Consider the following 24,521-nt stretch of genomic DNA (forward strand, 5'->3'; position numbering starts at 1 on the left):
CGCCCTCCGCACGCTCACTCGCGCCCGGCGTTCACTTCGGCACGCGACGGATGTAGAGCAGTTTGTCGCCCGCCTCGATGGCGTCCACCGCGGGCTCGCCGACCCGGTGCAACTGTCCCGAACGCACGACGCCGAGCACGATATCGCTGAGATGCCGGGGCGACCCGCCGATCTCGGACGGCTCGACATCACGTTCGGTGACCGCGAAACCCTCCTCGGGGGTCAGCAGGTCCTCCATGATCTCGACCACCGTCGGTGTCGTGGTCGCGATGCCGAGCAGCCTGCCCGCCGTCTCCGAGGACACCACCACCGAATCCGCGCCGGACTGGCGAAGCAGATGGATGTTCTCGGCCTCGCGGATCGCCACCACGATCTTCGCGGACTTGTTCAGCTCGCGGGCGGTCAACGTGACCAGCACCGCGGTGTCGTCGCGGTTGGTCGCGACGATCACCGACGCCGCGTTCTGCACACTCGCCAACCGCAGCACATCGGACTGGGTGGCCGAACCGTGCACGGTCACCAGGCCCGCGTTGCCCGCCGCCTCCAAGGCGACGGTGTCGGTGTCGACGACGACGATGTCGGCGGACTGCACGCCATCGGCCAACATGGCGTGAATCGCGGTCCGCCCCTTCGTGCCGTAGCCGACGACCACGGTGTGATTGCGCACGCTGTGCCTCCAACGCTGAATCTTGAATGCCTGCCGGGAACGCTCGGTGAGCACGCTGATGGTCGTACCGACGAGCACGATGAGGAAGAGCACGCGCAACGGCGTGATGATGACGATGTTCACCAGGCGCGCCGACGCGGACGCGGGCGCGATATCGCCGTAGCCGGTGGTCGAGAGGGAGACGGTGGCGTAGTAGAACGCGTCGAGGAACGACAATTCCCCGCCCGAGTTGTCCTTGTAGCCGTCGCGGCCGATGTAGACCACCAGCGCCGCGCCGAACAGCAGGGCGACCGCGAACAGCACCCGGCGCACCAGCGACGCCCACGGACTCGTCTGCGTCTCGGGTATCCGCAGCAGACCGACCAAGGCGAAATCGGGGCGCCCCGAGATGCCGGGCGAGCGCGACCGATCGCCGAATTCACCCAACACCGGTGTCACCACTCCCGCCGCTCATCGAACCGGCCGGCAGCGTGTACCTCCGGCACCGCACGGGAGCCTACCCGCTTGTCCGATCCCCGCCGGGTCTCGACGCGAACACCCGATGAATGTCAGGGTGAGGCATGGTTCACAACGCACCCGAATCCACCGGCCGCACCGCAAAAGGACTTGCCGTCTTCCTGTTCAGCGCGGGCGTCCTGCATTTCGTGACGCCGAAATTCTTCGACTCGATCGTGCCGAAGGCGCTGCCGGGGAAGGCGCGCGACTACACCTACGCCTCCGGGGTCGCCGAGATCGGCGTCGCCGCCGCGCTCGCCGTGCCACGCACCCGCAAGCTGGGCGGACGGCTCGCCGCGCTGCTGTTCATCGCGGTGTTCCCGGCGAACATCCAATTCACCGTCGACTCGCTGTCGAACGAGAAGGCGCCGGTCGGGCTGAAGGTGGGGTCGGTGCTGCGACTACCGCTCCAGATTCCGATGATCACCCGCGCGTTGAAGGTCGCCCGGGGATAGCCGCGTCCATCCGCTGACGCACCGCTCAGCGGCGGTCACCCCGCACGCCACGCGGCGGCGCGGACGAGCGGACGAGTTCGGCGAGTTCGTCCGGACCGGGCAGCTCGCGCGGCGCGACGGTGCGTCCCGAGCGCACATAGTGGAAAGCGGCGCCGATCCGCTCGAGCATCCGCTGCTCCGACTCGCCGGTCCGCGCCGCCATCAGCCGCGCCAAGGCGACCCGGTAGATCGCCAACTGCATGGCGACCGCCGGTTCGTCGTCCTCGCCCGGTTCGGCGCCGGTCTTCCAGTCGACCACGATCCAGCCGCCGTCCGGCTCCGCGAACACCGCGTCCATCCGGCCGCGGACCACGACGCCCGCGATCGAGGTCTCGAAGGCGATCTCCACCTCCTGCGGAGTGCGATGCGCCCACGCCGAATCCAGGAACGCGTCCTGCATTCGAACCAACTCGGTGTCGACGTGGCCGTCCACCGTCTCCCCCGGCAGTTCGTCGAGACCGAGCAGCCTCGGACCCGCGAACCACCGCTGCACCCAGGCGTGGAACGCGGTGCCGCGGCGGGCCAGCGGGTTCGGCGGGAAAGGTAGCGGGCGGCGCAGTCGCCTCGCGAGTTTCGCCGGATCGGCGCGCATCTCCACCAATGCGGTCGCCGGAATCCGACCGGGCAGTTCCACCTCGCGCGCCACCGCACTTTCCGCTTCGAATTCGGCGAGCAGGGCGTCGACGTCGGCGGCCCAGCCGTCGGGATCTTCCGGGTCGGTGGGGAATTCGGCGGGTGCGGTGTCCTCCGGGGGTGGGGCGGGCGAGAAGGTGTCGTCCGGTGGGGGTAGGTAGTCCTCCTCCGGGGGGTAGAAGTCGTCCGGTGGTGGCTCGAAATCGTCTGGTGGCGAGAGGAATTCCTCGAAGACAGGTTCGGAGAACGTGGGCTGTCCGACTGCTGGCGGCGGCGCGGGAGAGGCAGCGGAAGTCGGGGTGGGATCCGATTCGAACGAAGCCGACGTTTCTGTCCGCTCACTTTCAGCCGTCGACCGGCCTGTCGGCTCGACCCCGGAGGACGGCAAGTCCGCGCGCCCACCCGACGACGCCCGCGGATCCGTCAGGCCGCTCATCACCAACGGCGGCGGCGCGGATCCGCCCGACTGCGCAGGCTGGTCCGCGGGCTCATCACTGCCACTCGACGCGGTCGCGGCGAGATCTCGCGACGCGGGCTCGGTGGTTCGGGACGCCGAAGGGGGTGGAGGGTTGCGTAGGGCCGCCAATGCGGCGCGGACCATTGCGGCGCCCGCCTCGACGGAGGGGCGGCGTGGGCCGAGTGGGTCGCGGGGCCATTCGGCGGTTGGCGGGTTGTCGGTGAACGGGTTCGCGGCGTCGGGGGGCGGTGGGTCGTCCCAGCGGGTGATGTCGACGGCGCCGTGCACCGGGCTGTCCGGGGATTCGGCGGCGGCCTTCAGTTCTAGCAGGAAGTCGGAGGGGCCTTTGGGTTTCGCACCGGTCTCGGCCCAGTGGTGCGCCGAAAGCAGCAGTACGCGTTCGGTTCTGGTGACGGCTACGTAGAACAGCCTGCGGTCCTCGTCCATGCGCCTGCGGTCGAGCGCCTGCTTGTGCGACTTGATGGCGCGTTCGAGGTCCGAGCGGTCGGCGAGGTCGGACAGGTCGAGGACGGGCACGCCCTCGGCCGAATCCTCCTGCACGCGATCACCGCGCAGCGCGGTCGGCAGTTCGGCCAGCGCGCCGAGCCAGGAGCCGGACGCGGTCGTCGAGGGGAACACGCCATGCGCCACATGCGGCACCGCGACCACCTCCCACTCCAGTCCCTTCGCCGCGTGCACCGTGAGCACCTGCACGCGGTCGCGCGCCACCTCGACCTCGCCCGGTTCCAGGCCGTTCTCCACGGATTCGGCCGCGGCGAGGAAGGCGAGCAGACCGCTCAGCGACGCGCCGGAATCGGCGGCGTAACCCGCGACGACCTCGGCGAAAGCGTCGAGATGTTCACGACCCGCGCCGGTTCCGGCCATCGCGCGCCGCGCCTGGGTCTCCACGCCGACCCCGATGGTGCGTTCCACATCGGCGACGAGTTCGGTCAACGGTTGACCGCCGCGCTCCCGCAGCGCCGACAGTTCCTCGCCGAGCACCTCGATACGCGCGAACCCGGATTCCGAATAGTTCTGTGCCGGACCCGGATCGGCGATGGCGTCGGCGAGGCCTGCTTGTTCGGCGGGTTCCGGGGCGACCTCGCGCAGCGCCCTGGCGAGGGTGCCCGCGTCGGTGATCCGCTCCGTCTCCGGGTCCGCCGACCGGCTGATCGACAGTTCCCGCGCGCGCTTGGCCAGGGCCGCGATATCGGTGACGCCGATCCGCCAGCGCGCACCGGTGAGGATGCGCATGGCGGCGCTGCCCGCGGCGGGTTCGGCGACGAGTCGCAGGGTGGCGACGATATCGGCGACCTCCGGTGTCGCCAGTAGGCCGCCGAGTCCAACGATCTCCACCGGAAGTCCTTGTTCGCGAAGCGCTTCCGCTAGCGGCGCGGCATCGGCGTTGCGGCGCACCAGAACCGCCGAGGTGGGCGGGGCGGCGCCGTCGGCCTTGCGCGCGGCCCACTCCGCCGCGATCCGTTCGGCCAACCAATCTCGTTCCTGTACAACAGTTTCGGTCAGCGCGAAGGCGACCACCCCCGAATCGGCTCCCGGTTTGGCCCGCAAAGCGTCCACCGTCACGCCGCCGCGATCCAGCGCCCCCCGCCGCAACGGCTCTGCCACCAGGTTCGCCAACGCCAACGCCTCCGGCGGATTACGCCAACTCGTCAACAGCGGCAACGTCGGCGCGGGCACTCCGGGCGCACTCGGGAAATCGGTCGCGAACCGAGGCAGATTCGCCGCCGAGGCACCCCGCCACCCGTAGATCGACTGCATGGGATCCCCCACCGCCGTAACCGCGAGCCGCCCCGCCGCACCGACCGCATCGCGGAACGCCGCATCACGGGACGCCGCATCACGGGACGCCGCATCACGGGACGCCGCATCACGGGACGCCGCATCACGGGACGCCGCATCGACGCGCCGGGACACGGGGTGTCCGGTGGCGTCGATGCTCGAGGGTGCGGTGTCGTGGGTGGCGGCGCCGCCGAATAGGGCGGCCAGGAGGATGCGTTGGGCGTGGCCGGTGTCCTGGTATTCGTCCAGGAGGACCAGGCGGAAGCGGGTGCGTTCGGCGGCGGCGACTTCGGGGTGTTCGGCGGCGAGGCGGGCGGCCAGTGACATCTGGGCGCCGAAGTCGAGGGCGCCGCGGCGGCGCAGGGCGGCGTGTAGTTGGCGGACCAGGGGCAGCAGCGCTACACGTTCGCGCTGGACCTGGACGGGGCCGAGCAGCGCTTGACTCGGTCCGCCGCGCTGGCGTGGGCCGGGCGGCAGGGTGTGCACCAGCTTTTCCAGTTCGATGTGCGCCTCGGCGAGTTGCTCGGGTTCGACCAGGTGTTCGGCGAGCTGGCCGGACAGCGCGAGCACCGCTTCGGTGACCGAGACCGGGGTGCGGTCGGTTTCCAGGTCACCGTCCCAGGTGCGCACCACCTGGTGCGCGACCTGCCAGAGCTGGGTTTCGGTGAGCAGCACCGACGAGGGTTCGACGGGCAGCAGCAGTCCGTGTTGGGTGAGCAACCGACCGGCGTAGGAGTGGTAGGTGCTGATCTCGGGTTCGGCGCCGGACAGCCGGATCCGCAGCTCGCCCGTCGGATCGAGCTCGCGCAACAGCGCCGACCCTGACAACCGCGCCAAGCGGGTGCGAATGCGAGAAGTCAACTGCTGCGCGGCTTTCCGCGTGAACGTGAGTCCGAGCACCTGATCCGGCGCGACCAACCGATTGGCGACCATCCACACCACCCGCGCGGCCATCGTCTCGGTCTTGCCCGCCCCGGCCCCCGCCACCACCAGCGTCGGCCCCGCGGGCGCCGCGATCACCGCCGCCTGCTCCTCGGTAGGCGGCGGCAACCCCAACGCCTCCGCCACCTGATACGGCGTCACCATCGCCGAACCCGGGCCTCTCGGCCCGCCGCATCCCCACGGACATCGCCCCGGGCCCACAGTGCGTCCCGGCCGAGCCGACGCGCGGCACGGAGGAGCGGCCCCCCTGGATACACCGCACCCGTCCACCTATCGAGACCGGCCCGACTATTGCCCTCCACCCCGCGAGTGCGTCCGCGATCAACGCGCGCCGAACAGGCTCCACCGCGCCGAGCCGGATCCGACGTGGCGACCCGACGCGGTACCGCCGGAAGCCCGCGCGCCCGTTCCGGCTCCATCGCCTGCCACCGAACAACCGCCCACGCCGCTGACGAACACCCGAACGGAGTCGTGCAGTGCGCGCCTCGCCTCGCCTGCACGGAAACCGGCCCGCGCACACTACCTCGCACAACGATTCCCGGCCGATTTCCGCCAGCGGGCGTGCGGAGGACGGGGTGATACGTGGCCGTCGAGCGCAGCGGGTCGGCCGCGGGGGTCGAACACCCGAACGGAGTCGTGCAGCGTGCACCTCGCCACGCCTGCACGGAAACCGGCCCGCGCACACTTGCTCGCACAGCGATTCCCGGCCGATTCGCGGCAGCGGGCGTGCGGGGGGCGGAGCGATGCGCGGCCGTCGAGCGCAGCGGGTTGGCTGCGGGCGACGGGGTCGGCATCACTCGATTCATCACCACACTCTCGCAGATGTCCGGCGGGGGGCGGCCGGGACATCGGGAGGTGAGAGGGGGCGCGGCGGTGTGGTCATTCGTCGGTGACCTGTCGGCCGGTGTCCTGCACGGGGCAGCTGCCGGAGACCGCGCAGTGGCGGCAGCCGTCGTTGCGCATGGCGAGGTAGCTGGGGCCTCGAGTGGCGGTGGCGGCGTCGTGGATGGTGGTGCGCCAGGTGTCGAGCGCTTCGGGGTCCAGAGGGTTCTGGGTGCGTTCGGTGGCGCCGTCGCGGCTCGGTTTGGCGACGTAAACCAGGCGCGCGCCGCCCGGCTCGCCGGGGTCGGCGGGGTCGACGGCGGATTCGGGGTCGTCGAGTGCGCCGTAGGCGGCGGCGACCTGGTAGGTGGCGAGTTGCGCGTGGTCGGCGGCGGCCTGTTTGGTGACCGGTGTCTTGCCGGTCTTGACGTCCACGATGACGAAGCGGCCGAATTCGTCGCGTTCGAGCCGATCGATGCGGCCTTTGATGCGCACCGCGGGCTCGTCTTCGGTGCGTCCCGGCAGTTCGCAGTCGACGGCGACTTCGACTCCGGCCTGGGTGAGTTCGCCCCTGGTGTTGCGGACCCAGGCCATGAAGGTCTCCAACATGGTCTCGGTGCGGCGCAGTTCTTGGCGCGAGTACCAGCCCGCGCCGGGATCGATACCGCGCCAGGTGCGTTCGAGGGCGGCGCGCACCTGGGATTCCGGGACCCGCCCCGCGAGCGCCTGCACCAGGGTGTGCACGAGGTTGCCTTTGACCGCGTGCGGGTTGTCGCCGTCGGTGCCGCCGTTGCGTTCCAGCGCCCAACGCAGCGGACAGGTGCGCAGCAGTTCCACGGTCGACGGTGACAGCGCGACGGGATTCCCGTCGTTCTCCCACAGCGGGCGCGGGGAACTGAGTTCGCCTGTGCCGTACCAGTCTTCGGGGTGTGTCCCCGGGACACCGGCCTCGGCCAAGCGCGCGAGCTGGTGCGCGGCCCGCTCCCGACGCGCGGGGTCGGCATCGGAATCGCAGACCACTCCGCGCAATTCGGCGACGAGTGCGTGCATGACCAATGCGCGGCCGGGGTCGACCACGGGCAGCGCACCGGGTTCGCGGTCGTCGTCGTGGCCGAGCATCTCGGCGAGGAACCTCGAAGGCACGAGATCTCTTTCACCGGAGACGGATTCGACGGCTGTGACCAACAGTGACCAGCGTGCGCGACTGCATGCCACCAGCAGCAGCCTGCGTTCCTCCGCCAGGATCGGCGCGGCCCGGCCGACTTGTTCACCGAGCGGTTCGATGCCAGCGGTGAGGTCGACGAGATCTTCTGTGTGCAGCAGGGTTCCGCGTTGGCGCGGATTGGGCCAGATCCCCTCCTGGACCGCGGCGACGGCCACCACATCCCATTCCCGTCCGGCCGCGGCGTGCGCGCTCACCAGCGCGACCGCGTCACCGGGGGCGGTCAAGGGCCGAGAGTCTTGCGGAATCTCCTGTTGTACGAGATATTCCACGAATCCTTCGATACTCGCGCGCGGCAGCCGGTCCACATAGGCCGCGGCGGCGTCGAACAGCGCGACCGCGGCGTCGAGATCCCGATCGGCCTGCATGCCGACCGCGCCGCCGCGTTCGGACCGGTCGACCCAGCGCCGTTCCAGCCGCGAGGCCGTCCACAGCGCCCACAGCACCTCTTCGAGTCCCGCGCCGGATCGCCTGGCCTTGCGCGCCCGCTCCAGCGCGGTCAGCACCCGCCGCAGCGGCGCGGATTCGACCTCGGTGAGCCCTTCGAGCAGGACTTGTTCGCCGGAACCGACGATCAGTTCGCGCAGCAGTTCCGCCGAGGACCGATCGGACAGCGAAATCCCTTCCCCACCTGTCTCGTTCGTTTCCTCGGTCCGCTCCCGCTGCGCGAGTCGGGCGAGCCATGCCGGACGCGCGGATTCGCCACGCTGCCGCACGCTTTCGGACTCGGCGGAATCGTCGACTTCGATCCCCCAGTCGACATCGCTGTCATACCAACCGGATTCCTCTGGCTCGTAGGCAACCCATTCCTCGGACGGCGCGCCCTCCACATCACCCGGGGTGGACTCGCCGATCTCACCACGATCCACAAAGGCGGAATCGTCCACATCATCCGCGGCCCACCCACGCGACTCCCCGTGAGCGGATCGCTGGTGCGACTCCGCGGCATCCGAAGACCGCCCACGCGACGCCGCGGCATCCGAGACCAGGCCACGCTCTCCCGCGGTATCCGAGAACCGGCCATATGACTCCGCCGCATCCGAAGACCGCTCGTATATCTCCACACCATCCGAAGACCGCCCGCGCGCCCCCACACCACGAACGGACCGCCCGGACGACTCGCCGTCGACAGCGAATCCCTCGTTCGACTCCGCGTCATCGACCGACCGCTTCCGCCCACGGCTCTCCGGGCGGCCCGCCTGGATGTCCGGCGCATGGTCGTCCGGTCCCCCGGGTGGATCCTCGGCGAACCCCGAAGTCCTCGGATGCGCATCGGCCGTCGAACCCTTCGACACGTCCGCCGCATGCCCATCGTCACCCGAGTCCGGCACACCGGCACCATGCGTGAGGACCGCTTCGTTCGCACCGCACACATCGGTGGGCGATTCGACCGATGCCCCGCTCTCCCACTCGTCGATATCGGGATCGTGACCGGTCCATCCTCGCGCCCGTTCGAGCTCGAGCACACTGCGCCGGATACCGCGCCGCAGCCGTCGCAGGGTGATCTGGTCGGCGCCGCCGAGCGGACCGCCGAGCAGGTCGAGCGCGTCCTCGGCGGAGAACAGTTCGTCGTTCGCGGCGCGTTCCCCGGCGAGGAGCGCGCGCAGGGCGACCAGCATCCACGCCGCACCACGCCGCCGAGCGAGCGGCACGTCGAGCGCGGGCTGCTGCACGGGCACTCCGGCGGCGAGGAGCGCGCGACGCAAGGGTGCCAGCGACAGCGGCACCGAACGCACGATGACCGCCATTCGCGACCACGGCACCCCCGCGGTGAGGTGGGCACGCCGCAAATGGTCGGCGATCAGCGCGGCCTCCTTGGCGGGCGTGGCAAGCACGCGCACACGTACGGCCGCGCCGCGATCGACCGGTTCGGCGTCGCGCGCAGGCACGGTGAACCGATGCGGCGGCACGCCTGGCAATCGTGCGGCTATGCGAGCGACCGCCGCGCGCACCGGCGGACTCGCGCGGTGACTCTCGGCGAGCACGACACACTGCCCGTCGGGAACGTCCAGATCGGTGAGGAATCCGGAATCCGCGCCGCGGAAGGTGAACACCGCCTGGTCGGGATCGCCCGCGACCACGGCGAGGTGCGCGGCGGCGCCGATCACCCTGACCAGAAGCGCGGCCTGCGGATCGAGGTGCTGCGCGTCGTCCACCAGCAGATATCGGATGCGCGCCCGTTCGGCGGCGAGCAGTTCGGCGTCACCGGCGAGTGCGTCGAGCGCCGCGCCGACCAGTTCGGCCGCGTCCAGCGCGGGAGCTGTCGCCTCGGGCGCCTCGACGCCGACAGACCAGCGCAACAGCATGGACTGCTCGTAACGCATGGCGAACCCACCGGCGGCGACCCACTCCTCCTTGTCGTGCGCGCGCCCCAAGCGCATGAGGTCCTCGGGCCCGAGTCCACGCTCGGTGGCGCGGAGCATGAGATCGCGCAACTGTTCGGCGAAGCCGGCGAGCCCGAGCGCGGGATGCAGGCGCGGCGGCCACAGTCCGGTGGCGCCTTCGGCGATGTCGGTGAGGTCGCCGCGCAGCATTTCGCGCAGCACGGCATCCTGTTCGGCACCGGTCAGCAAACGCGGCGGCGGATTGCCGTGGGCGAGCGCGTGTCTGCGCAGGACCGAGAAGGCGTAGGAGTGCACGGTGCGCACGAGAGGCTCGCGGGTGGCGCCGGGCACGCCGCCTTCGGCGCCGTCGAGTCCGGCCAGGCGCGCGGTGATCGCGTCGCGCACGGTCTCGGCCGCCTGTTTCGAATGGGTCAGGACCAGTAGCGATTCCGGGTCGACACCTTCGGCGATGCGTTCGGCGGCCAGGTCGACCAGCAGTGCGGTCTTGCCGCTGCCCGGCCCGCCGAGCACCTGCCACGGCCGGAATCCCGGACGCACCGGCCCGATCCGGCGGTGCGCCTCGAACAGCGGACGCGCGTGGGCGCCCCAGAGTCGGACTCCGGGCGCCGCCGTGTGCCCGCGAACCAGTCGCACGGCGCTATCCGATCGCACCACGCGGGCTATTGCAACAGACGCGACCGACATCCCCGCGCGCTCCCCCGCCGCCACGTGACGTAGCGGACACCGCCGCACGCCAAGTCGCCCGCGACTCACGGCCCGGCAGCACCCGCGACTCACCACCCAACAACGCCGCAACTCACCGCCCGGCAGCGCACGCGACTCACGGCCCGGCAGCAGCCGCAACTCACCGCCCAACAACACCCGCAAATCTCCGCCGGGCAGCAGCCACAACTCACCGCCTAGCAGAATGGCATCGTGTCGACCCTTCATGTGCACCGTTTCGGCCCCGCTTCGGGACCACTCATCCTCGCCTTGCACGGACTGACCGGCCACGGCCTGCGTTGGGCCGCGCTCTCGCGCGACCATCTGCCCGAGGTCCGCATTCTCGCACCCGACCTGCGCGGACACGGTCGCTCCACCTCGTTGCCGCCGTGGGATTTCGAACGGGTAGTCGCCGATCTGACCGAACTGCTCGAGGCCGAAGCCGACGGACCGGTGCCGGTGGTCGGCCATTCCTTCGGCGGCGCGAGCGCGCTGCACCTGGCGCACCACCATCCCGAACTGGTGCGCGGACTCGTGCTGCTCGACCCGGCGATCGCGCTGGACCCGACGCGGCTCGAGGACATCGCCCGCCGCACCCTCGCCGATCCCGACTACGCGGATGTCGCGGCGGCCCGCGCGGACAAGCTGGCCAGTTCGTGGGACGAGGTGCCCGCCGACCAGCTCGAGGCCGAACTCGCCGAACATCTGGTCCCGACCGGTTCGGGCCGGGTCGGCTGGCGGGTGAGCCTGCCCGCGCTGACCTCCTACTGGGGGCAGCTGGCCCGCGATTTCGTGCTGCCGCCCGCGGATATGCCGACGGTGCTCGTCCGCGCCACCAAGGTCGACCCGCCGTTCGTGACACCGGAATTGCGCGCCGCGCTCGCCGAACGTCTCGGCGACCGGCTCACGGTGCGCGACATGGACTGCGACCACATGGTGCCGCAGGCCAGAGCCGCCGAGGTGGCCGAGCTGGTGCGGGCGGCGCTGCGCTGATGCCGACCTCGGACGCCGATATCGAACTGGTCCGCGACCTGGTCGCGCGGATTCCGCGCGGCTCGGTGAGCACCTACGGCGACATCGCCGCGGCGGCGGGCCTGTCGACCCCGCGCACGGTCGGCTGGATCATGCGCGTCGATTCCGCCGACCTGCCGTGGCACCGCGTGATCGGCGCCTCCGGCAGGCCGACGGCTCATCTCGCCGCCCGGCAACTGCGGCTGCTGGCCGAGGAGGGTGTGCCGATCCGCGACGACCGGGTGGACCTGAAGGCCGCGCGTTTCCGGTTTTCCGAACATCGGTAGCGGCGCGGGTTACCGTTGGTTATGTCCACCCGCTTGGCGTGTGTCGTGTTCGACGCAGACCGGCCCCGGTCGGTGGCGGGTTTCTGGGCGGAGCTACTCGGCTGGCAGGTGGCCGTCGACCGCCCGGACGAGGTCGACATCGCGGCCAACGATCCCGACGGACTCGAGATCGCGCTCACCTTCCTGCCCGCCGAACACGCCAAACGCGGCAAGAACCGCATCCACCTCGATCTGGCCAGCCGCTCGCTGGACCATCAGTGCGTGCAGGTGGACCGGGCGCTGGCGTTGGGCGCGCGACCGATCGACATCGGTCAGGGCGCGGTGCCGTGGGTGGTGCTCGCCGATCCCGAGGGCAACGAATTCTGCGTGCTCGAGCCGCGCGAACAATACGTCGACACCGGCGCGATCGCGGCCATCGTGGTCGACACCACCGATCCGCTGCGCCTGGCCGCGTTCTGGTCGGCGGCCTCGGGCTGGCCGCTGGGTTACGACACCGCCGAGGTCGCCGGGTTGCGGTCGGCCACCGGACTCGGCAGTTGGCTGGAGTTCGTGCGCACCGGCGAGTCGAAATCCGGCCGCAACCGCCTGCGCCTCGACCTGACCTCCTTCCCCGCCGACGATCCGGCTCTCGAGGTGGAACGCTTGCGGGCCGCGGGCGCGATACCGCTGGCCGCAGGCAGTCTCGGGGCCGCGCCTGGCCTTCCGCTCGCCGATCCGGAGACCAACGAGTTCTGTCTGTTGCGGCCCGCACCGCACTTCTCGACGGTGTGAACGCTCGTGACGAGCACCTCGGGTCGAATCCCCGCCCGACGAATTAGCATGTGGCTCATGCGGTACCCGGCCAACGGCCCAGAACTATGACCGCCGTCGACGCCATCGTGCTGGCGGGCGGGCGCGCCACTCGGATGGGCGGCATCGACAAACCCGGCTTGGTCATCGGCGGGCGTTCGCTGCTGTCGACGGCACTTGACGCGGTCGCGAGTTCCTGCGCGCGCACGGTGGTGGTCGGCCCATACCGCCAGGATCTCGACGCCGCCGTGCGCCAGGTGCGGGAGACGCCGCCGGGCGCGGGTCCGGTGGCCGCGCTCGAAGCCGGACTCGCGGCCTGCGCCGATGATCCCGCGCCGCTGGTCGTGGCGCTGGCCGCCGATATGCCGTTCCTGACCGGTTCGGTGGTCGCGGAACTCGTGCGCCATCAGGCCGAATCCGGCGCGGACGCCGTCTTCGCCGCCGACGACACGGGCAGGCCGCAATATCTGCTCGGCGTGTGGCGGCGCGAAGCGCTCACGGGCGCGCTCGCCAAACTGGACACACCGGTCAATCAGCCCATGAAGGCGCTGGTGCCGGTGGATACGGTCGTCGTAGAGATGTCCGGCATCTCGGATGTGGACACCCCCGAACAGGTGCGCGAGGCGCGGGCCGAGGCCGGTGACACCGCCGGGGCCGAGCAGGCCGAGGATCGGGCGCCACTGTCGCTGGAACAGGCCAGGGACGTGCTGCGCACGGGTCTGACGCGGCTGGCTCCCCGTCGCGCGGAGTTGCGCGGCGTGCGGGGCGCGGCGCTGGCGGAGTCACTCACCGCGCGCGGTCCGCTGCCGCGCTTCGACGTGTCCGCGATGGACGGGTACGCGGTCGCGGGCGAGGGACCGTGGCGGTTGCGGGCCGATATCGGTTTCGCGGGCGGTGAGCGCCCGTCCGGGCTGCTGCTCGGCGAGGCGGTGCGCATCGCCACCGGGGCGCACGTCCCGGATGGCGCGAGCGGGGTGCTGCGCGACGAGTTCGCCGAGATCCGACCCGATGCCGTCCTGCACCGGGTGCCGGGAACGCCGGTGCGCGACGACATCCGCCGATGCGGCGAGGATCGCGAAACCGGCGACACGGTCGCGCCGCAGGGCAGTCCGGTGACCTCGGCGCTCATCTCCGCGGCCGCGAGCGTCGAAGTCACCGATGGCATGGTCCGAGGACCCGTGCGCGCGCGAATCGTGATGACCGGCGACGAGATTCGCGGCGAAGGTCCGCTGCACGCCGGACAGACCAGGGACTCGATCGGCCCGGTGCTGCCGGATATCCTCGCCCACTACGGAATCCGCGCCGACGATCGCGTGCACCTGCGTGACACGCCGCACGGTTTCGACGAAATCCTCTCCGCCGCCGATGATGTCGACCTGCTCGTGATCGTCGGCGCGACCGGCGGCGGCGCGGCGGATCAATTGCGCGAGGCCGTAGCCCGGGCGCACGTGCGAGTACTGGTGCATCGCCTGCGATTACGGCCAGGCGGTTCGACACTCGTCGCGGAAACACTCTCCGGCGTCACAGTTCTCGGCCTGCCGGGCAACCCGTTCGCGGCGCTGGCGACGCTGATGACGCTCGCGGACGCGGTCGTCGCGGGTCGCACGGGCGCGGGGGCGCGCAGGCCGCTCACCGGGCCGCTGCACAACGCCTCGGCCGTGTCCGCCGCTGTCACCCGGATCGTGCCCGCGCGGATCGCGGCCGAAGGCGGGTGGACCGGAGATCCGCACATCCGCACCGCGCACCTCGGCGGACTCGTGGACCGCGACGGCATCGTGGTCGTCCCGAGCGAGGCCCGCGACGGCGCGATCGTGGAATTCCTGCCCCTACCGGCCTGAACGCGAGGGCCGTTTTCCAATATTCGGATTTCACTTCCGATGGTCATGTCCGCTCGCTATGGTGTGTTCGTTAGGCGAATACACATCACTTCGGAAAGGACCGAGTGGAGATGGCTGAAAAGTCGAAGAAAACGCCTAAGAAAATGCCCAAGCAGATGCCGAGGCAGCAGCAACAGCAGCGCCAGGAACAGGGCGGCGGCCGCGCGGGCGCACCCGAGAACCAGAACATGGACGGCCGTTCGTCCATGGAGCGCGACTCGGAGCGCCGTTCCGGCCACTGATCGAGCGTGCTCCGCGACCGCCGGTGTCGGTGCCGGCGGTCGCGGCATGTCCATTCATAATCTACGGGTTCCGCGCGTGTTCATACCGCGTGGAAACAATTGCGTAAAAGGCACTTCATTTCGCCCATTATTTGCCGGCAACGAATTGCGCACGACACGATTACATTTTCGATTCCCGACCACCGGGCATGACGTGTGCGGTAATTGGAACCCGACCATATCGACGGCGGAGTGGAACCGGTCGACGGTGCCTGCCTCGGCCACCACCCGCTCGAACGAGCCGAAGCGCTGCCCGCGGAAACCGACGCCGCGACCGCACGCCGGGCGGATCCACCAGTCGAGGACGAACGACCGCGGGTCCTGAAAGTCTTCGCCCGCCGCGCGGCGGAGCGCACGTATCGGATACCGTTTTCATCAGGCAACACGTGAACGGTAAGGATGCGCCTGATGGACGACAGTTCCCTGATCTGGGACGACGGTGCGCTGCTCACCATCGACCAGCGCGAACTGCCGCACCGGGTTGTCGAACTGCGCCTGAGCACCGTCGACCAGATCATCGACGCCATCGCCACCCTCGCCATCCGAGGCGCTCCCGCCATCGGCATCGCGGGCGCCTTCGCCGTGGTCATCGCCGCGCGGACACACACGCGCGACGGCGCCGTCGACACCGTCGCGCTCGCCGCCGACGCCGCACGCATCGCCGACGCCCGGCCCACCGCCGTGAATCTGGCGTGGGCGGTGCGACGGGTCACCGCGGTGGCCGCGCGCGGCGCCGACGCCGTCCTGGCCGAAACCCTCGACATGCTCGCCGAGGACGGCCGGGTCAACCGCGCCGCCGCCACCCATGCCGCCGATCTGGTCATCGACCTCCTCGGCGACCGCCCGCTGCGGGTGCTCACGCACTGCAACACCGGCCGCCTCGCCACCAGCGCCTTCGGCACCGCCATCGGCGCGCTGCGGGTGCTGTCCGAACGCGGCGCGATCGAGGAAGTGATCGTCGACGAGACCCGCCCGCTGTTGCAGGGCGCGCGCCTGACCGCCTGGGAACTGGCCGAAGCGGGCATACCGCACCGGCTCACCATCGATTCCGCGGCGGCGTGGGCCATGGCGACCGGACAGGTCGACTGCGTGCTGGTCGGCGCGGACCGCATCACCGCCAACGGCGATGTCGCCAACAAGATCGGCACCTACATGCTCGCGCTCGCCGCGCGTCACCACGGCATCCCGTTCCTCGTGGTGGCCCCGGAATCCACCCGCGACCAGGGCATGGCCACCGGCGCCGAGATCGTGGTCGAACAGCGCCGTGCCGACGAGGTCACCGGATTCGGCGGCGTCGCCACCGCACCCGAAGCCACCCCGGTCTTCAACCCCGCCTTCGACGTGACCCCCGCCGCACTGGTCACGGCGGTCGTCACCGAAGCAGGCGCGGTCTATCGCGACGGGATCGCGGCACAGACACATCTTTCCGATGCCTGCGACGCGGGCCGAGTGATCGCCGATATCGCGCGGGGGCTCTACGTGCGCGGCTGGATGCCGGGCACTGCGGGTAATATCTCGGTGCGGCAAGGGGATTCGGCGCTGGTCACCGGAAGTGGTTTGTCCAAGGGCGAACTCGGCGCCGAGGACATGGTCGCCGTGCGGATCGCGGACTCCGCTCCGCTCGCGGGGCAGCGGCGTAAACCGTCCGCCGAGACCACCATTCACACCGCGGTGTATCGCCGCACCGATGCCGCGGCGGTCGTGCACTTGCATCCGCCGTACGCGACGACGCTGTGCACGAGCGCGGGCGAGCGCGACCGGATCACCACCTTGCGGATCGGTGAATACGAGCTCATCAAGGGACTGGGCGTGGCCGATCCGGAGGCGATCGACCTGCCGGTTTTCCCCAATTGGCGCGATGTCGCGCGGATCGGCGCGGACGTCGAACGGTACCTGGCGGAATATCCGGACGCGCCACCGGTTTTCGGTATCGCGGGCCACGGCATCACCGCGTGGGGTGCGACACTGACGCAAGCGCGCGATCGCGCGGAGTGTCTCGAGGCGCTCTGCGAGCTGGTGACCCGCACCGGACGACGACAGGCGTTCACCGCCGACGACCTCACCGAGAGGGGACAGAGATGACACTGCTGCAAGTGATGGCCGCCGCCGGCCCCGGCGACATCAGGGTGCGCACCACCGACGAAGCGGCGATCACCGCCGAACTGGCCGAGCACGGCATCGCGTTCGACCGCTGGCCGGTGGTCGAGCGCGCCGAATCCGTCGACTCCGACGAATTGCTGGCCCGCTACGCCGACGAGGTCGCCGCGCTGAACGAGTCGGGCCGCTACGAGCACATCGATATCGCGCGTATCCACCCGAACGACGCCGACCCCGCGTGGGCCGAGGTCGCGGCGGGCGCACGCGCGAAATTCCTCGACGAGCACCGGCACGCCGAGGACGAGGTGCGTTTCTTCGCGGCCGGGCGCGGCTGCTTCTACCTGCACCTCGGCGAGGAGGTATTGGCCGTGGTCTGCGAGGCGGGCGACCTGCTCTCGGTTCCGGCGGGCACCCTGCACTGGTTCGACATGGGCACGCGACCCGATTTCGTCGCGATCCGCTTCTTCGAGGAGGCGGACGGCTGGGTGGGTGATTTCACCGGCGCGAAGATCAGCCGTGACTTCCCGTCGCTGGACGAGTTGCTGACCGCGCCGTGACACCGGTCGCCGTCGTCCTCGACATCGAAGGCACAACGAGTCCGACCGCTTCGGTACGGGAGGACCTGTACGGCTACACCCGTGCCAGGCTCCCGCACTGGCTGGCCGAGTACCGCGACGGCGCGGCCGCGTCGATCATCACCGCGACAAGGGAATTGGCGGACACACCCGACGCCGATGTGGACGCGGTGGCCGAAATCCTGCGCACCTGGCTCGGTTCGGATGTGAAGGCGGAACCGTTGAAGGCGGCGCAGGGCTTGATCTGCGCCGAGGGCTTCCGCGCCGGCGAGCTGCACGGCGAGTTCTTCCCCGATGTCGCGCCCGCGCTGGAGAAGTGGCACGCGGCCGGGATCCGGCTGTTCGTGTACTCGTCGGGTTCGGTTCGCAATCAACGGGACTGGTTCGAATTCGCCCGGGACCGCGAACTGGCGTCGCTGATCAACGGCCATTTCGATCTCGCCACTTCGGGTCCGAAGCGCGAACGCGACTCCTACGAGCGCATCGCCGCGGCCATCGACGTTCCCGCCGCGCAGATCCTGTTCCTGTCCGATCACCCGGACGAACTCGACGCCGCGGTCGAGGCGGGCTGGTCGGTGATCGGCGTGCATCGCCCCGGCGAACCCAATGTGCCACGGCCACCCCATCTTTGGGTCGACACCTTCGAGGCGGTCGACCCCGACCGGTGACGGACGAGCCCGCCCGGCACCGAAACACCTTCGGACGCTAGGACCCCGAGACCCGCACCGACTGACGCACCGCGCCGAGCCTGCCGTGCTGCACGCTGGCGAAGATCCGCCGCGCGTGCACCGCGACGGGACTCGTCGACCACGGCGCCAACGCGGTGGTGAACATCAGCTCGCACCACGACAGCGTCGGCACCTCGCCCGCGGCGAGCGTCGCGATCAGCGACATCTCCGAATCGTGTCCGGTCCATGCGGCCAGCAGCCAGGACGCGTCGAGCCGTCCGAGGAATTCCTCGGCGTCCTCGGGCGGGCCGTGCGGTGTGTCGACGGCCAGGTGCACGACGGCCGCGACGGCGTGGCGCATTCTGGCGTCGAATCCGATGGAGTCGTGCAACAGCAGCGCCTCCAGCGCGGCGCGCAACTCCACCGCGGGATCGATGGTCGACTGTGCGGTCATCGCGGAACTCTCCTTCGAATCGTCGTACGTGGCCACGGTTCGGAGGTGGCGGCGCTGCTCGCCCTCCGACAACTCGGCGTCGAGCAGGTTGATCAACGCACCCGGATTCCAGTCGAGCCTGCCGAAGACCTGGCACCAGTCGACGGCGGGATTGTCGTCGGACACTTCGAGATCGAGCGCGAGACCCGACAGCGACGCCGTGCACGCGAGGGTCACCGCGTCCATATCCGGTTCGGTGACGGTGAGGTGCAGCGTGGCTTCCCGGTGCCCGGAGTCGGCGCGCGCCCGCCCGGCCAGCCAGACCGCTCTGGACGCGGCGGCCATGGCGCCCGCGAAACGATCGCCGTGCGGATGGTCGCTGTCGCTGTCGAGGAAGGGGCCGTACCAGAGGGCGCGGCCCTCGTCCCCGCAGACGGCGAAGGTGCCGTTGCCGCAGTCCGCCGCCGCGGCGAGCGTGATGTGGGGTACCAATTCGAGCTGGTCAGCCATGCGCAGTCACTCCCCGCAATGTTTCCGCAATCCAAGTGCGTCCGGTTCGCGATCCTCGATGGCTTCGGCGAAAACCGAACCTGTGATAAATGGATCAAAGTCCTTCCCGCGATGGTTGTCCAGACAATCTCGGCGGTGGCGCGGACCCTGTGAAGTACGTGCCCCCACCGGGGTACCTCGAATTTCCCCGGTCAACGCGGTGATACCGCGGGCTGCGAGTTCCGTATGCCGAGGAAGAATTGTACGCGGCCCGGATGGGCGCCCGAATCCACCCGGAACATCTGGACGTCGAGACCGAATCGGGTCCCGGACTCGGGATCACGTAAGTGCATATGCGGGCTGTCGCGACCGTAGGCGGTGCCACCGGCCGCCCACACCGCGCGGAATTCCGGATAAGCGCCCAATTCGCGGAGCAATTCGGCGGACCAGGCCGTGTCGCCGGACTGGCCGATCAGTCCGCGCAGCCATTCGACGGCCAAGGCCGCCTCGCGCTCCCACTCCACCATCACCCGCTTGGCGATCTCGTTGCCGAACAGCCAGCGCAGCATGTTCCCATCCTCGACCAGTCCGGGGAAGAGCGCGGCGTAGGATCGGTTCCAGCTCAGCAGATTCCATCGAGTGTCCAGGTAGCAGGCGGCATTCGGCTCGTGCACGGCCAACCCGCGCCGCATGTCGGCGCCGATGCCAGCCCGCATTTCCGCGACGGCGGGGTACCCGCCGTCGGGAAGCCCGGCCAGGTCGAACAGATGCCTGCGTTCGGCGCCGGTCAGCGGCCGCACCCGGTCCAGATACCGAATCAGCGCGTCCACCACGGCTTTGGTCGGATGATCCCGGTCTCCGCCTTCGAGGTGGGTGATATAGCTGGCGCTGACGCCCGCCGCGAACGCCAACTTCTCCCGCGATATGCGTCGTTCGTCCCTGAGCTTGCGCAACAACCCACCGAGGGTGGGCGGCCGCAATAGCTGCTGCCCGACGCCGACTTCGCTCGTTTTGCGTGGCACAACACTCCGCTCCTATGAAAATGTAGACGTGTCAATCGATCGCGCGCCCCGACCCGATCACCGAGCCGAATACCATCGGCCCGAATCCGGCGCCGAGCGTCAGTCGAATACATGACTCCCCTCGCCCGCGATCCGGACACCTGCCCATCAACTTCGATATTAAACGAGGACTTTTCGTTACTCCGAACGGCTCAGCAATGTGTTGGCTACATCACAGCAACCGCGCGCCGCTCGAATCGGCGTCGCCGCCAGCGGCATTCGCGCCGTCGGAGCCGGTGCGCGGGCGCCGCGAGACCGATGCACCCGACGCCGCGGCGCGACGACGGAAGTGGTGAGAAAGCGGCGCGAAAGCCGCCGAAAGTGTGTTAACAAATATTAAGCGCGAGAGAAGTGGCCGTTTCCAAAGCATCACCGCCGAGGCCCCGAAACGCCCCCGCGTGCGGGCGTTCGCGCCGGTAGCGGCGAATCCGCCCAGGTGACGGCAACGGCCGCGATCACGGCGAAGCCGCGTTCGGTGACCGTCAGGTTGCGCCGACCTCACACCTCACGACCGATGTGAGCGCGGTGTGAGACATTCGTTTTGCCGCACGTCGCGACGTCCTTACAGTCGGGTACAACAGCCCGAGTCAATTGTTCCGAGGGGGCGTCGTGGTCGAATCACGCACTAGAAATACGGCAACCCCCGAGGCGACGGGCGCGTCCACCCCGGACGCGGCCGAGGTGTTGCTGCGGTTGGGGAAATACTTCCAGCGCGGCGAGGTGTCCGCGGATCATCGCAGTGTGCACAAGGTCGGCGGGCGCTCGGCCGACGAGTTCTACCGGGATCGCTGGGCCCACGACAAGGTCGTGCGCTCGACGCACGGCGTCAACTGCACCGGGTCGTGCTCGTGGAAGATCTACGTCAAGGACGGCGTGATCACCTGGGAGTCGCAGCAGACCGACTATCCCTCGGTCGGCGCGGACAAACCCGAGTACGAACCGCGCGGCTGCCCGCGCGGCGCGTCCTTCTCCTGGTACACCTACTCGCCCGCGCGCGTTCGGTACCCGTACGTGCGCGGCGTCCTGCTCGACCTCTACCGGCAGGCCAAACAGCGGTTGAAGGATCCCGTGCTGGCCTGGGAGTCCGTCGTGGAGGATCCGGAACAGGCGGCGCGCTACAAATCCGCGCGCGGCAAGGGCGGATTCGTGCGAGCCGAATGGTGGGAGGCCGCCGAGATCGCGGCCGCCGCGCACGTGCACACGATCAAGCGCTACGGGCCCGACCGGGTCGCCGGATTCTCGCCGATCCCGGCCATGTCGATGGTCAGCCACGCCGTCGGCGCGCGCTTCATCTCCCTGCTCGGCGGCTCCATGCTGTCGTTCTACGACTGGTACGCCGACCTGCCGGTGGCCTCGCCGCAGGTCTTCGGCGACCAGACCGACGTGCCGGAATCCGCGGACTGGTTCGACGCGGGCTACCTGATCATGTGGGGCTCCAACGTCCCGGTCACCCGCACGCCCGACGCGCACTACATGACCGAGGCGCGCTACCGGGGGCAGAAGGTCATCGTGGTCTCCCCCGACTACGCGGACAACACGAAGTTCGCCGACGAGTGGGTCCCCGCGCGGCCCGGAACCGACGCCGCCCTGGCCATGTCGATGGGGCACGTGATCCTCAAGGAGTTCTTCGTCGAACGTGCCACCGCGCGCTTCCTCGACTACGTCAAGCGCTACACCGACCTGCCGTATCTGGTGTGCCTCGACGATCCGCGTGGCTGGGACGCCGAGGGCAACTACCACCACGACGGCGCGCTGGCCGGGAAATTCCTCACCGCCGCCGACCTCGGCGACACCGGTGAGGGCGCGGCCCACAAACCGGTGCTGCTGGACGACGCCGGAAATCCCGTGGTGCCCAACGGCGCGCTCGGACACCGGTTCACCGAATCCGGCACCGGCAAGTGGAATCTCGACCTCGAGGGCGTCGACCCGCTGCTGAGCCTCTACGACGCGCCAGGCCGCTCCGACCTGGCCGTGCGGATGCCGCGTTACGACACCGACAAGGGTGGCGTGCTGCTGCGTGGCGTCCCCACCATCACGGTCGCGGGCAAGCGGGTGACCACGGTCTTCGACCTGCTGCTCGCGCAGTACGGCGTCGGGCGCGACGGACTGCCCGGCGACTGGCCCACCGGCTACGACGACGCCGCCGAGCCCTACACCCCCGCCTGGCAGGAGACCGTCACCGGCGTGCCCGCCGTGCAGGCCGCCCGCATCGCCCGCGAATTCGCCGACAACGCCGACCGTTCCGGAGGCCGGTCGATGATCCTGATGGGCGCGGGCACCAACCACTGGTTCCACTCCGACCAGATCTACCGCGCCTTCTTCACCCTCACCCTGCTCACCGGCTGCCAGGGCGTGAACGGCGGCGGCTGGGCGCACTACGTCGGCCAGGAGAAGTGCAGGCCCGTGACCGGCTGGTCCACACTGGCTTTCGGTCTGGACTGGCAGCGCCCGCCGCGCCAGATGCAGGGCACCGTCTTCTGGTATCTGACCAACGACCAGTGGCGCTACGACCCGTTCACCTCGCAGTCCTTCGCCTCCCCGCTCGGCAAGGGCGCCTTCCGAGGGCGCACCGCCGCCGACAACATCGCGCTGGCGAGCCGATTGGGTTGGATGCCGAGCTATCCCACCTTCGACCGCAACCCGCTCGACCTGGCCGACGAGGCCGAGGCCGCGGGCGTGCCCGCCGCCGACTACGTGGTGGAGAAGCTGAAGGCCGACGAATTGCGTTTCGCCTGTGAGGATCCCGACGCGCCGGAGAACTTCCCGCGCTGCCTCACGGTGTGGCGGGCGAACCTGCTCGGCTCGTCGGGCAAGGGCAACGAGTACTTCCACAAACACCTGCTCGGCGCGGACTCCAACGTGCAGACCACCGACGCCACCGGGGTGCGCCCGCAGGAACTGGTCTGGCGGGACACCGCGGCGACCGGAAAGCTGGATCTGCTGCTGTCGCTGGACTTCCGGATGACCAGCACCACCCTGTTCTCCGACATCGTGCTGCCCGCGGCCACCTGGTACGAGAAGCACGACCTTTCCTCCACCGACATGCACCCGTTCGTGCACGCCTTCTCCCCCGCCATCTCACCGCCGTGGGAGGCCAAGACCGATTTCGACGCGTTCCACCGCATCGCGCGCGGCGTGGCGTGGATGTCGGAGAAGCATCTCGGCGTGCGCAAGGACATCGTCGCCGTTCCGCTGCAACACGATTCGCCGGACGCGCTGGCGCAGGCGGGCGGTCGGGTGCTGGACTGGAAAGCCGGGGAGTGCGAACCCATCCCGGGCAAGACGATGCCGAAACTGGTTGTCGTCGAACGGGATTACCCGAATCTGGCGGAGAAGATGGCGGCGCTCGGCCCGCTGGTCGACACACTGGGGCTCACCACCAAGGGCGTCACCACCCACCCCGAGCCGGAAGTCGCCCACCTCGCGGGCGTCAACGGCACGGTGGTGTCCGGCATCGCCAAGGGCAGGCCGTCTCTGGCGCGCGACACGCACGCCGCCGAAGCCATCCTCGCGCTGTCGGGCACCACCAACGGCCGCCTCGCCGTCGAGGGATTCCACGCGCTGGAACGGCGCACCGGCACCAAGCTCGCCGACCTGGCCGCCGAACACGAGGGCAAACGCATCAGTTTCGCCGATACCCAGGCCAGGCCGGTGCCGGTGATCACCTCACCGGAATGGTCGGGCAGCGAGACCGGCGGACGACGCTACTCCCCGTTCACCATCAACACCGAACGCCTCAAGCCGTGGCATACGCTCACCGGTCGCCAGCACTTCTACCTCGACCACGACTGGATGATCGAACTCGGCGAACAGCTGCCGATCTTCCGGCCGCCGCTGGACATGACGGCCCTGTTCAGCGAGCCCGGCGTCGGCGAGGTCGGCGAGAACGGCGTCACCGTGCGGTATCTCACCCCGCACTCCAAATGGTCGATCCACTCCGCGTACCAGGACAACCTGCACATGCTGACGCTCTCACGCGGCGGGCAGTCGATCTGGATGTCGGACAAGGACGCCGCCAAGATCGGGGTCGCCGACAACGACTGGATCGAGGCCATCAACCGCAACGGCATCGTGGTCGCGCGCGCCATCGTCTCGCACCGCATGCCCGAGGGCACGGTGTTCATGTACCACGCGCAGGACCGGGCCGTCGACGTGCCGCGCATCGAGGGCACCCCGAAGGTCAACGGCGCACGCGGCAAACGCGGCGGCATCCACAACGCGCTGACCCGCATCATGATCAAACCGTCCCACCTCATCGGCGGCTACGCGCAGCAGTCCTTCGCGCTGAACTACCACGGGCCGACCGGGAATCAGCGTGACGAAGTAACGACCATCCGCCGCCGCTCGCAGAAAGTCGAGTACTGATATGCGTGT

At 69.7% G+C, this 24,521-nt stretch carries 15 protein-coding genes; 10 read left to right on the top strand and 5 right to left on the bottom strand.

The features are described 5' to 3' along the window. Positions 1-31: 31 nt before the first annotated feature. On the bottom strand, positions 32-1,096 hold the full coding sequence (locus IT779_RS05170; RefSeq protein ID WP_196148513.1) for a potassium channel family protein: 1,065 nt from the start codon (positions 1,094-1,096) through the stop codon (positions 32-34). A 131-nt stretch (positions 1,097-1,227) separates the two neighbouring features. Here IT779_RS05170 and IT779_RS05175 point away from each other — a divergent pair, with 131 nt between their 5' ends. After that, the gene (locus tag IT779_RS05175; RefSeq protein WP_196148022.1) at positions 1,228-1,617 is read left to right on the top strand and encodes a DoxX family protein; all 390 of its coding nucleotides are present in this window, start codon (positions 1,228-1,230) and stop codon (positions 1,615-1,617) included. A gap of 25 nt (positions 1,618-1,642) precedes the next feature. Here the strand turns inward: IT779_RS05175 and IT779_RS05180 are convergent, their stop codons facing one another. Continuing rightward, the gene (locus IT779_RS05180; protein WP_232541456.1) at positions 1,643-5,632 is read right to left on the bottom strand and encodes a UvrD-helicase domain-containing protein; all 3,990 of its coding nucleotides are present in this window, start codon (positions 5,630-5,632) and stop codon (positions 1,643-1,645) included. Positions 5,633-6,367: 735 nt separating this feature from the next. Further along, positions 6,368-10,561 carry an ATP-dependent DNA helicase gene (locus IT779_RS37465; RefSeq protein ID WP_232541457.1) on the bottom strand — a complete coding sequence of 1,398 codons (4,194 nt, stop codon included), beginning with the start codon at positions 10,559-10,561 and terminating at the stop codon, positions 6,368-6,370. A gap of 231 nt (positions 10,562-10,792) precedes the next feature. Here IT779_RS37465 and IT779_RS05195 point away from each other — a divergent pair, with 231 nt between their 5' ends. The 8 genes from IT779_RS05195 to mtnC all read left to right on the top strand — a co-directional run bounded on the left by IT779_RS05195 (position 10,793) and on the right by mtnC (position 18,164). After that, the gene (locus tag IT779_RS05195) at positions 10,793-11,572 is read left to right on the top strand and encodes an alpha/beta fold hydrolase (protein ID WP_332838666.1); all 780 of its coding nucleotides are present in this window, start codon (positions 10,793-10,795) and stop codon (positions 11,570-11,572) included. Then, positions 11,572-11,877, top strand: a complete 306-nt coding sequence (locus IT779_RS05200) for an MGMT family protein (protein ID WP_196148023.1) — start codon at positions 11,572-11,574, stop codon at positions 11,875-11,877. The genes IT779_RS05195 and IT779_RS05200 overlap by 1 nt, the downstream gene beginning before the upstream one ends. A gap of 45 nt (positions 11,878-11,922) precedes the next feature. Beyond that, positions 11,923-12,648, top strand: a complete 726-nt coding sequence (locus IT779_RS05205) for a VOC family protein (RefSeq protein ID WP_332838667.1) — start codon at positions 11,923-11,925, stop codon at positions 12,646-12,648. A gap of 86 nt (positions 12,649-12,734) precedes the next feature. Then, positions 12,735-14,504, top strand: a complete 1,770-nt coding sequence (locus tag IT779_RS05210) for an NTP transferase domain-containing protein (protein WP_196148025.1) — start codon at positions 12,735-12,737, stop codon at positions 14,502-14,504. Positions 14,505-14,614: 110 nt separating this feature from the next. Continuing rightward, positions 14,615-14,785 (top strand): hypothetical protein, encoded by a 171-nt coding sequence (locus tag IT779_RS05215; RefSeq protein ID WP_196148026.1) that lies wholly within the window; start codon positions 14,615-14,617, stop codon positions 14,783-14,785. A 447-nt stretch (positions 14,786-15,232) separates the two neighbouring features. Next, positions 15,233-16,906 carry an S-methyl-5-thioribose-1-phosphate isomerase gene (gene mtnA / locus IT779_RS05220; protein WP_196148027.1) on the top strand — a complete coding sequence of 558 codons (1,674 nt, stop codon included), beginning with the start codon at positions 15,233-15,235 and terminating at the stop codon, positions 16,904-16,906. After that, positions 16,903-17,478 (top strand): 1,2-dihydroxy-3-keto-5-methylthiopentene dioxygenase, encoded by a 576-nt coding sequence (locus IT779_RS05225; protein ID WP_196148028.1) that lies wholly within the window; start codon positions 16,903-16,905, stop codon positions 17,476-17,478. The genes mtnA and IT779_RS05225 overlap by 4 nt, the downstream gene beginning before the upstream one ends. Continuing rightward, positions 17,475-18,164, top strand: a complete 690-nt coding sequence (gene mtnC / locus IT779_RS05230) for an acireductone synthase (protein WP_196148029.1) — start codon at positions 17,475-17,477, stop codon at positions 18,162-18,164. Before IT779_RS05225 ends, mtnC begins: the two co-directional genes overlap by 4 nt. Before the next feature lie 37 nt (positions 18,165-18,201). On the opposite strand, the gene IT779_RS05235 is transcribed toward mtnC, so the two are convergent. Both IT779_RS05235 and IT779_RS05240 read right to left on the bottom strand, forming a co-directional pair. Continuing rightward, the gene (locus tag IT779_RS05235; RefSeq protein ID WP_196148030.1) at positions 18,202-19,107 is read right to left on the bottom strand and encodes a hypothetical protein; all 906 of its coding nucleotides are present in this window, start codon (positions 19,105-19,107) and stop codon (positions 18,202-18,204) included. Positions 19,108-19,298: 191 nt separating this feature from the next. Continuing rightward, a complete protein-coding gene (locus IT779_RS05240) occupies positions 19,299-20,108 on the bottom strand; it encodes a helix-turn-helix transcriptional regulator (RefSeq protein WP_332838668.1) in 810 nt (269 codons plus the stop codon). A gap of 648 nt (positions 20,109-20,756) precedes the next feature. Between IT779_RS05240 and IT779_RS05245 the strand changes: the two genes are divergently transcribed. Further along, a complete protein-coding gene (locus IT779_RS05245; RefSeq protein WP_196148031.1) occupies positions 20,757-24,512 on the top strand; it encodes a nitrate reductase subunit alpha in 3,756 nt (1,251 codons plus the stop codon). Positions 24,513-24,521: the final 9 nt, after the last annotated feature.

This window comes from Nocardia bovistercoris (assembly GCF_015674855.1).
Taxonomy (GTDB): Bacteria; Actinomycetota; Actinomycetes; order Mycobacteriales; family Mycobacteriaceae; genus Nocardia; species Nocardia bovistercoris.

What these genes read in the sequence shown, in the direction of transcription:
- IT779_RS05175 (WP_196148022.1), top strand. Translation starts at nt 1,228, where the DNA reads ATGGTTCACAACGCACCCGAATCCACCGGCCGCACCGCAAAAGGACTT.
- IT779_RS05180 (WP_232541456.1), bottom strand. Translation starts at nt 5,632, where the DNA reads ATGGTGACGCCGTATCAGGTGGCGGAGGCGTTGGGGTTGCCGCCGCCT.
- IT779_RS37465 (WP_232541457.1), bottom strand. Translation starts at nt 10,561, where the DNA reads ATGTCGGTCGCGTCTGTTGCAATAGCCCGCGTGGTGCGATCGGATAGC.
- IT779_RS05200 (WP_196148023.1), top strand. Translation starts at nt 11,572, where the DNA reads ATGCCGACCTCGGACGCCGATATCGAACTGGTCCGCGACCTGGTCGCG.
- IT779_RS05210 (WP_196148025.1), top strand. Translation starts at nt 12,735, where the DNA reads ATGACCGCCGTCGACGCCATCGTGCTGGCGGGCGGGCGCGCCACTCGG.
- IT779_RS05215 (WP_196148026.1), top strand. Translation starts at nt 14,615, where the DNA reads ATGGCTGAAAAGTCGAAGAAAACGCCTAAGAAAATGCCCAAGCAGATG.
- mtnA (WP_196148027.1), top strand. Translation starts at nt 15,233, where the DNA reads ATGGACGACAGTTCCCTGATCTGGGACGACGGTGCGCTGCTCACCATC.
- IT779_RS05225 (WP_196148028.1), top strand. Translation starts at nt 16,903, where the DNA reads ATGACACTGCTGCAAGTGATGGCCGCCGCCGGCCCCGGCGACATCAGG.
- IT779_RS05235 (WP_196148030.1), bottom strand. Translation starts at nt 19,107, where the DNA reads ATGGCTGACCAGCTCGAATTGGTACCCCACATCACGCTCGCCGCGGCG.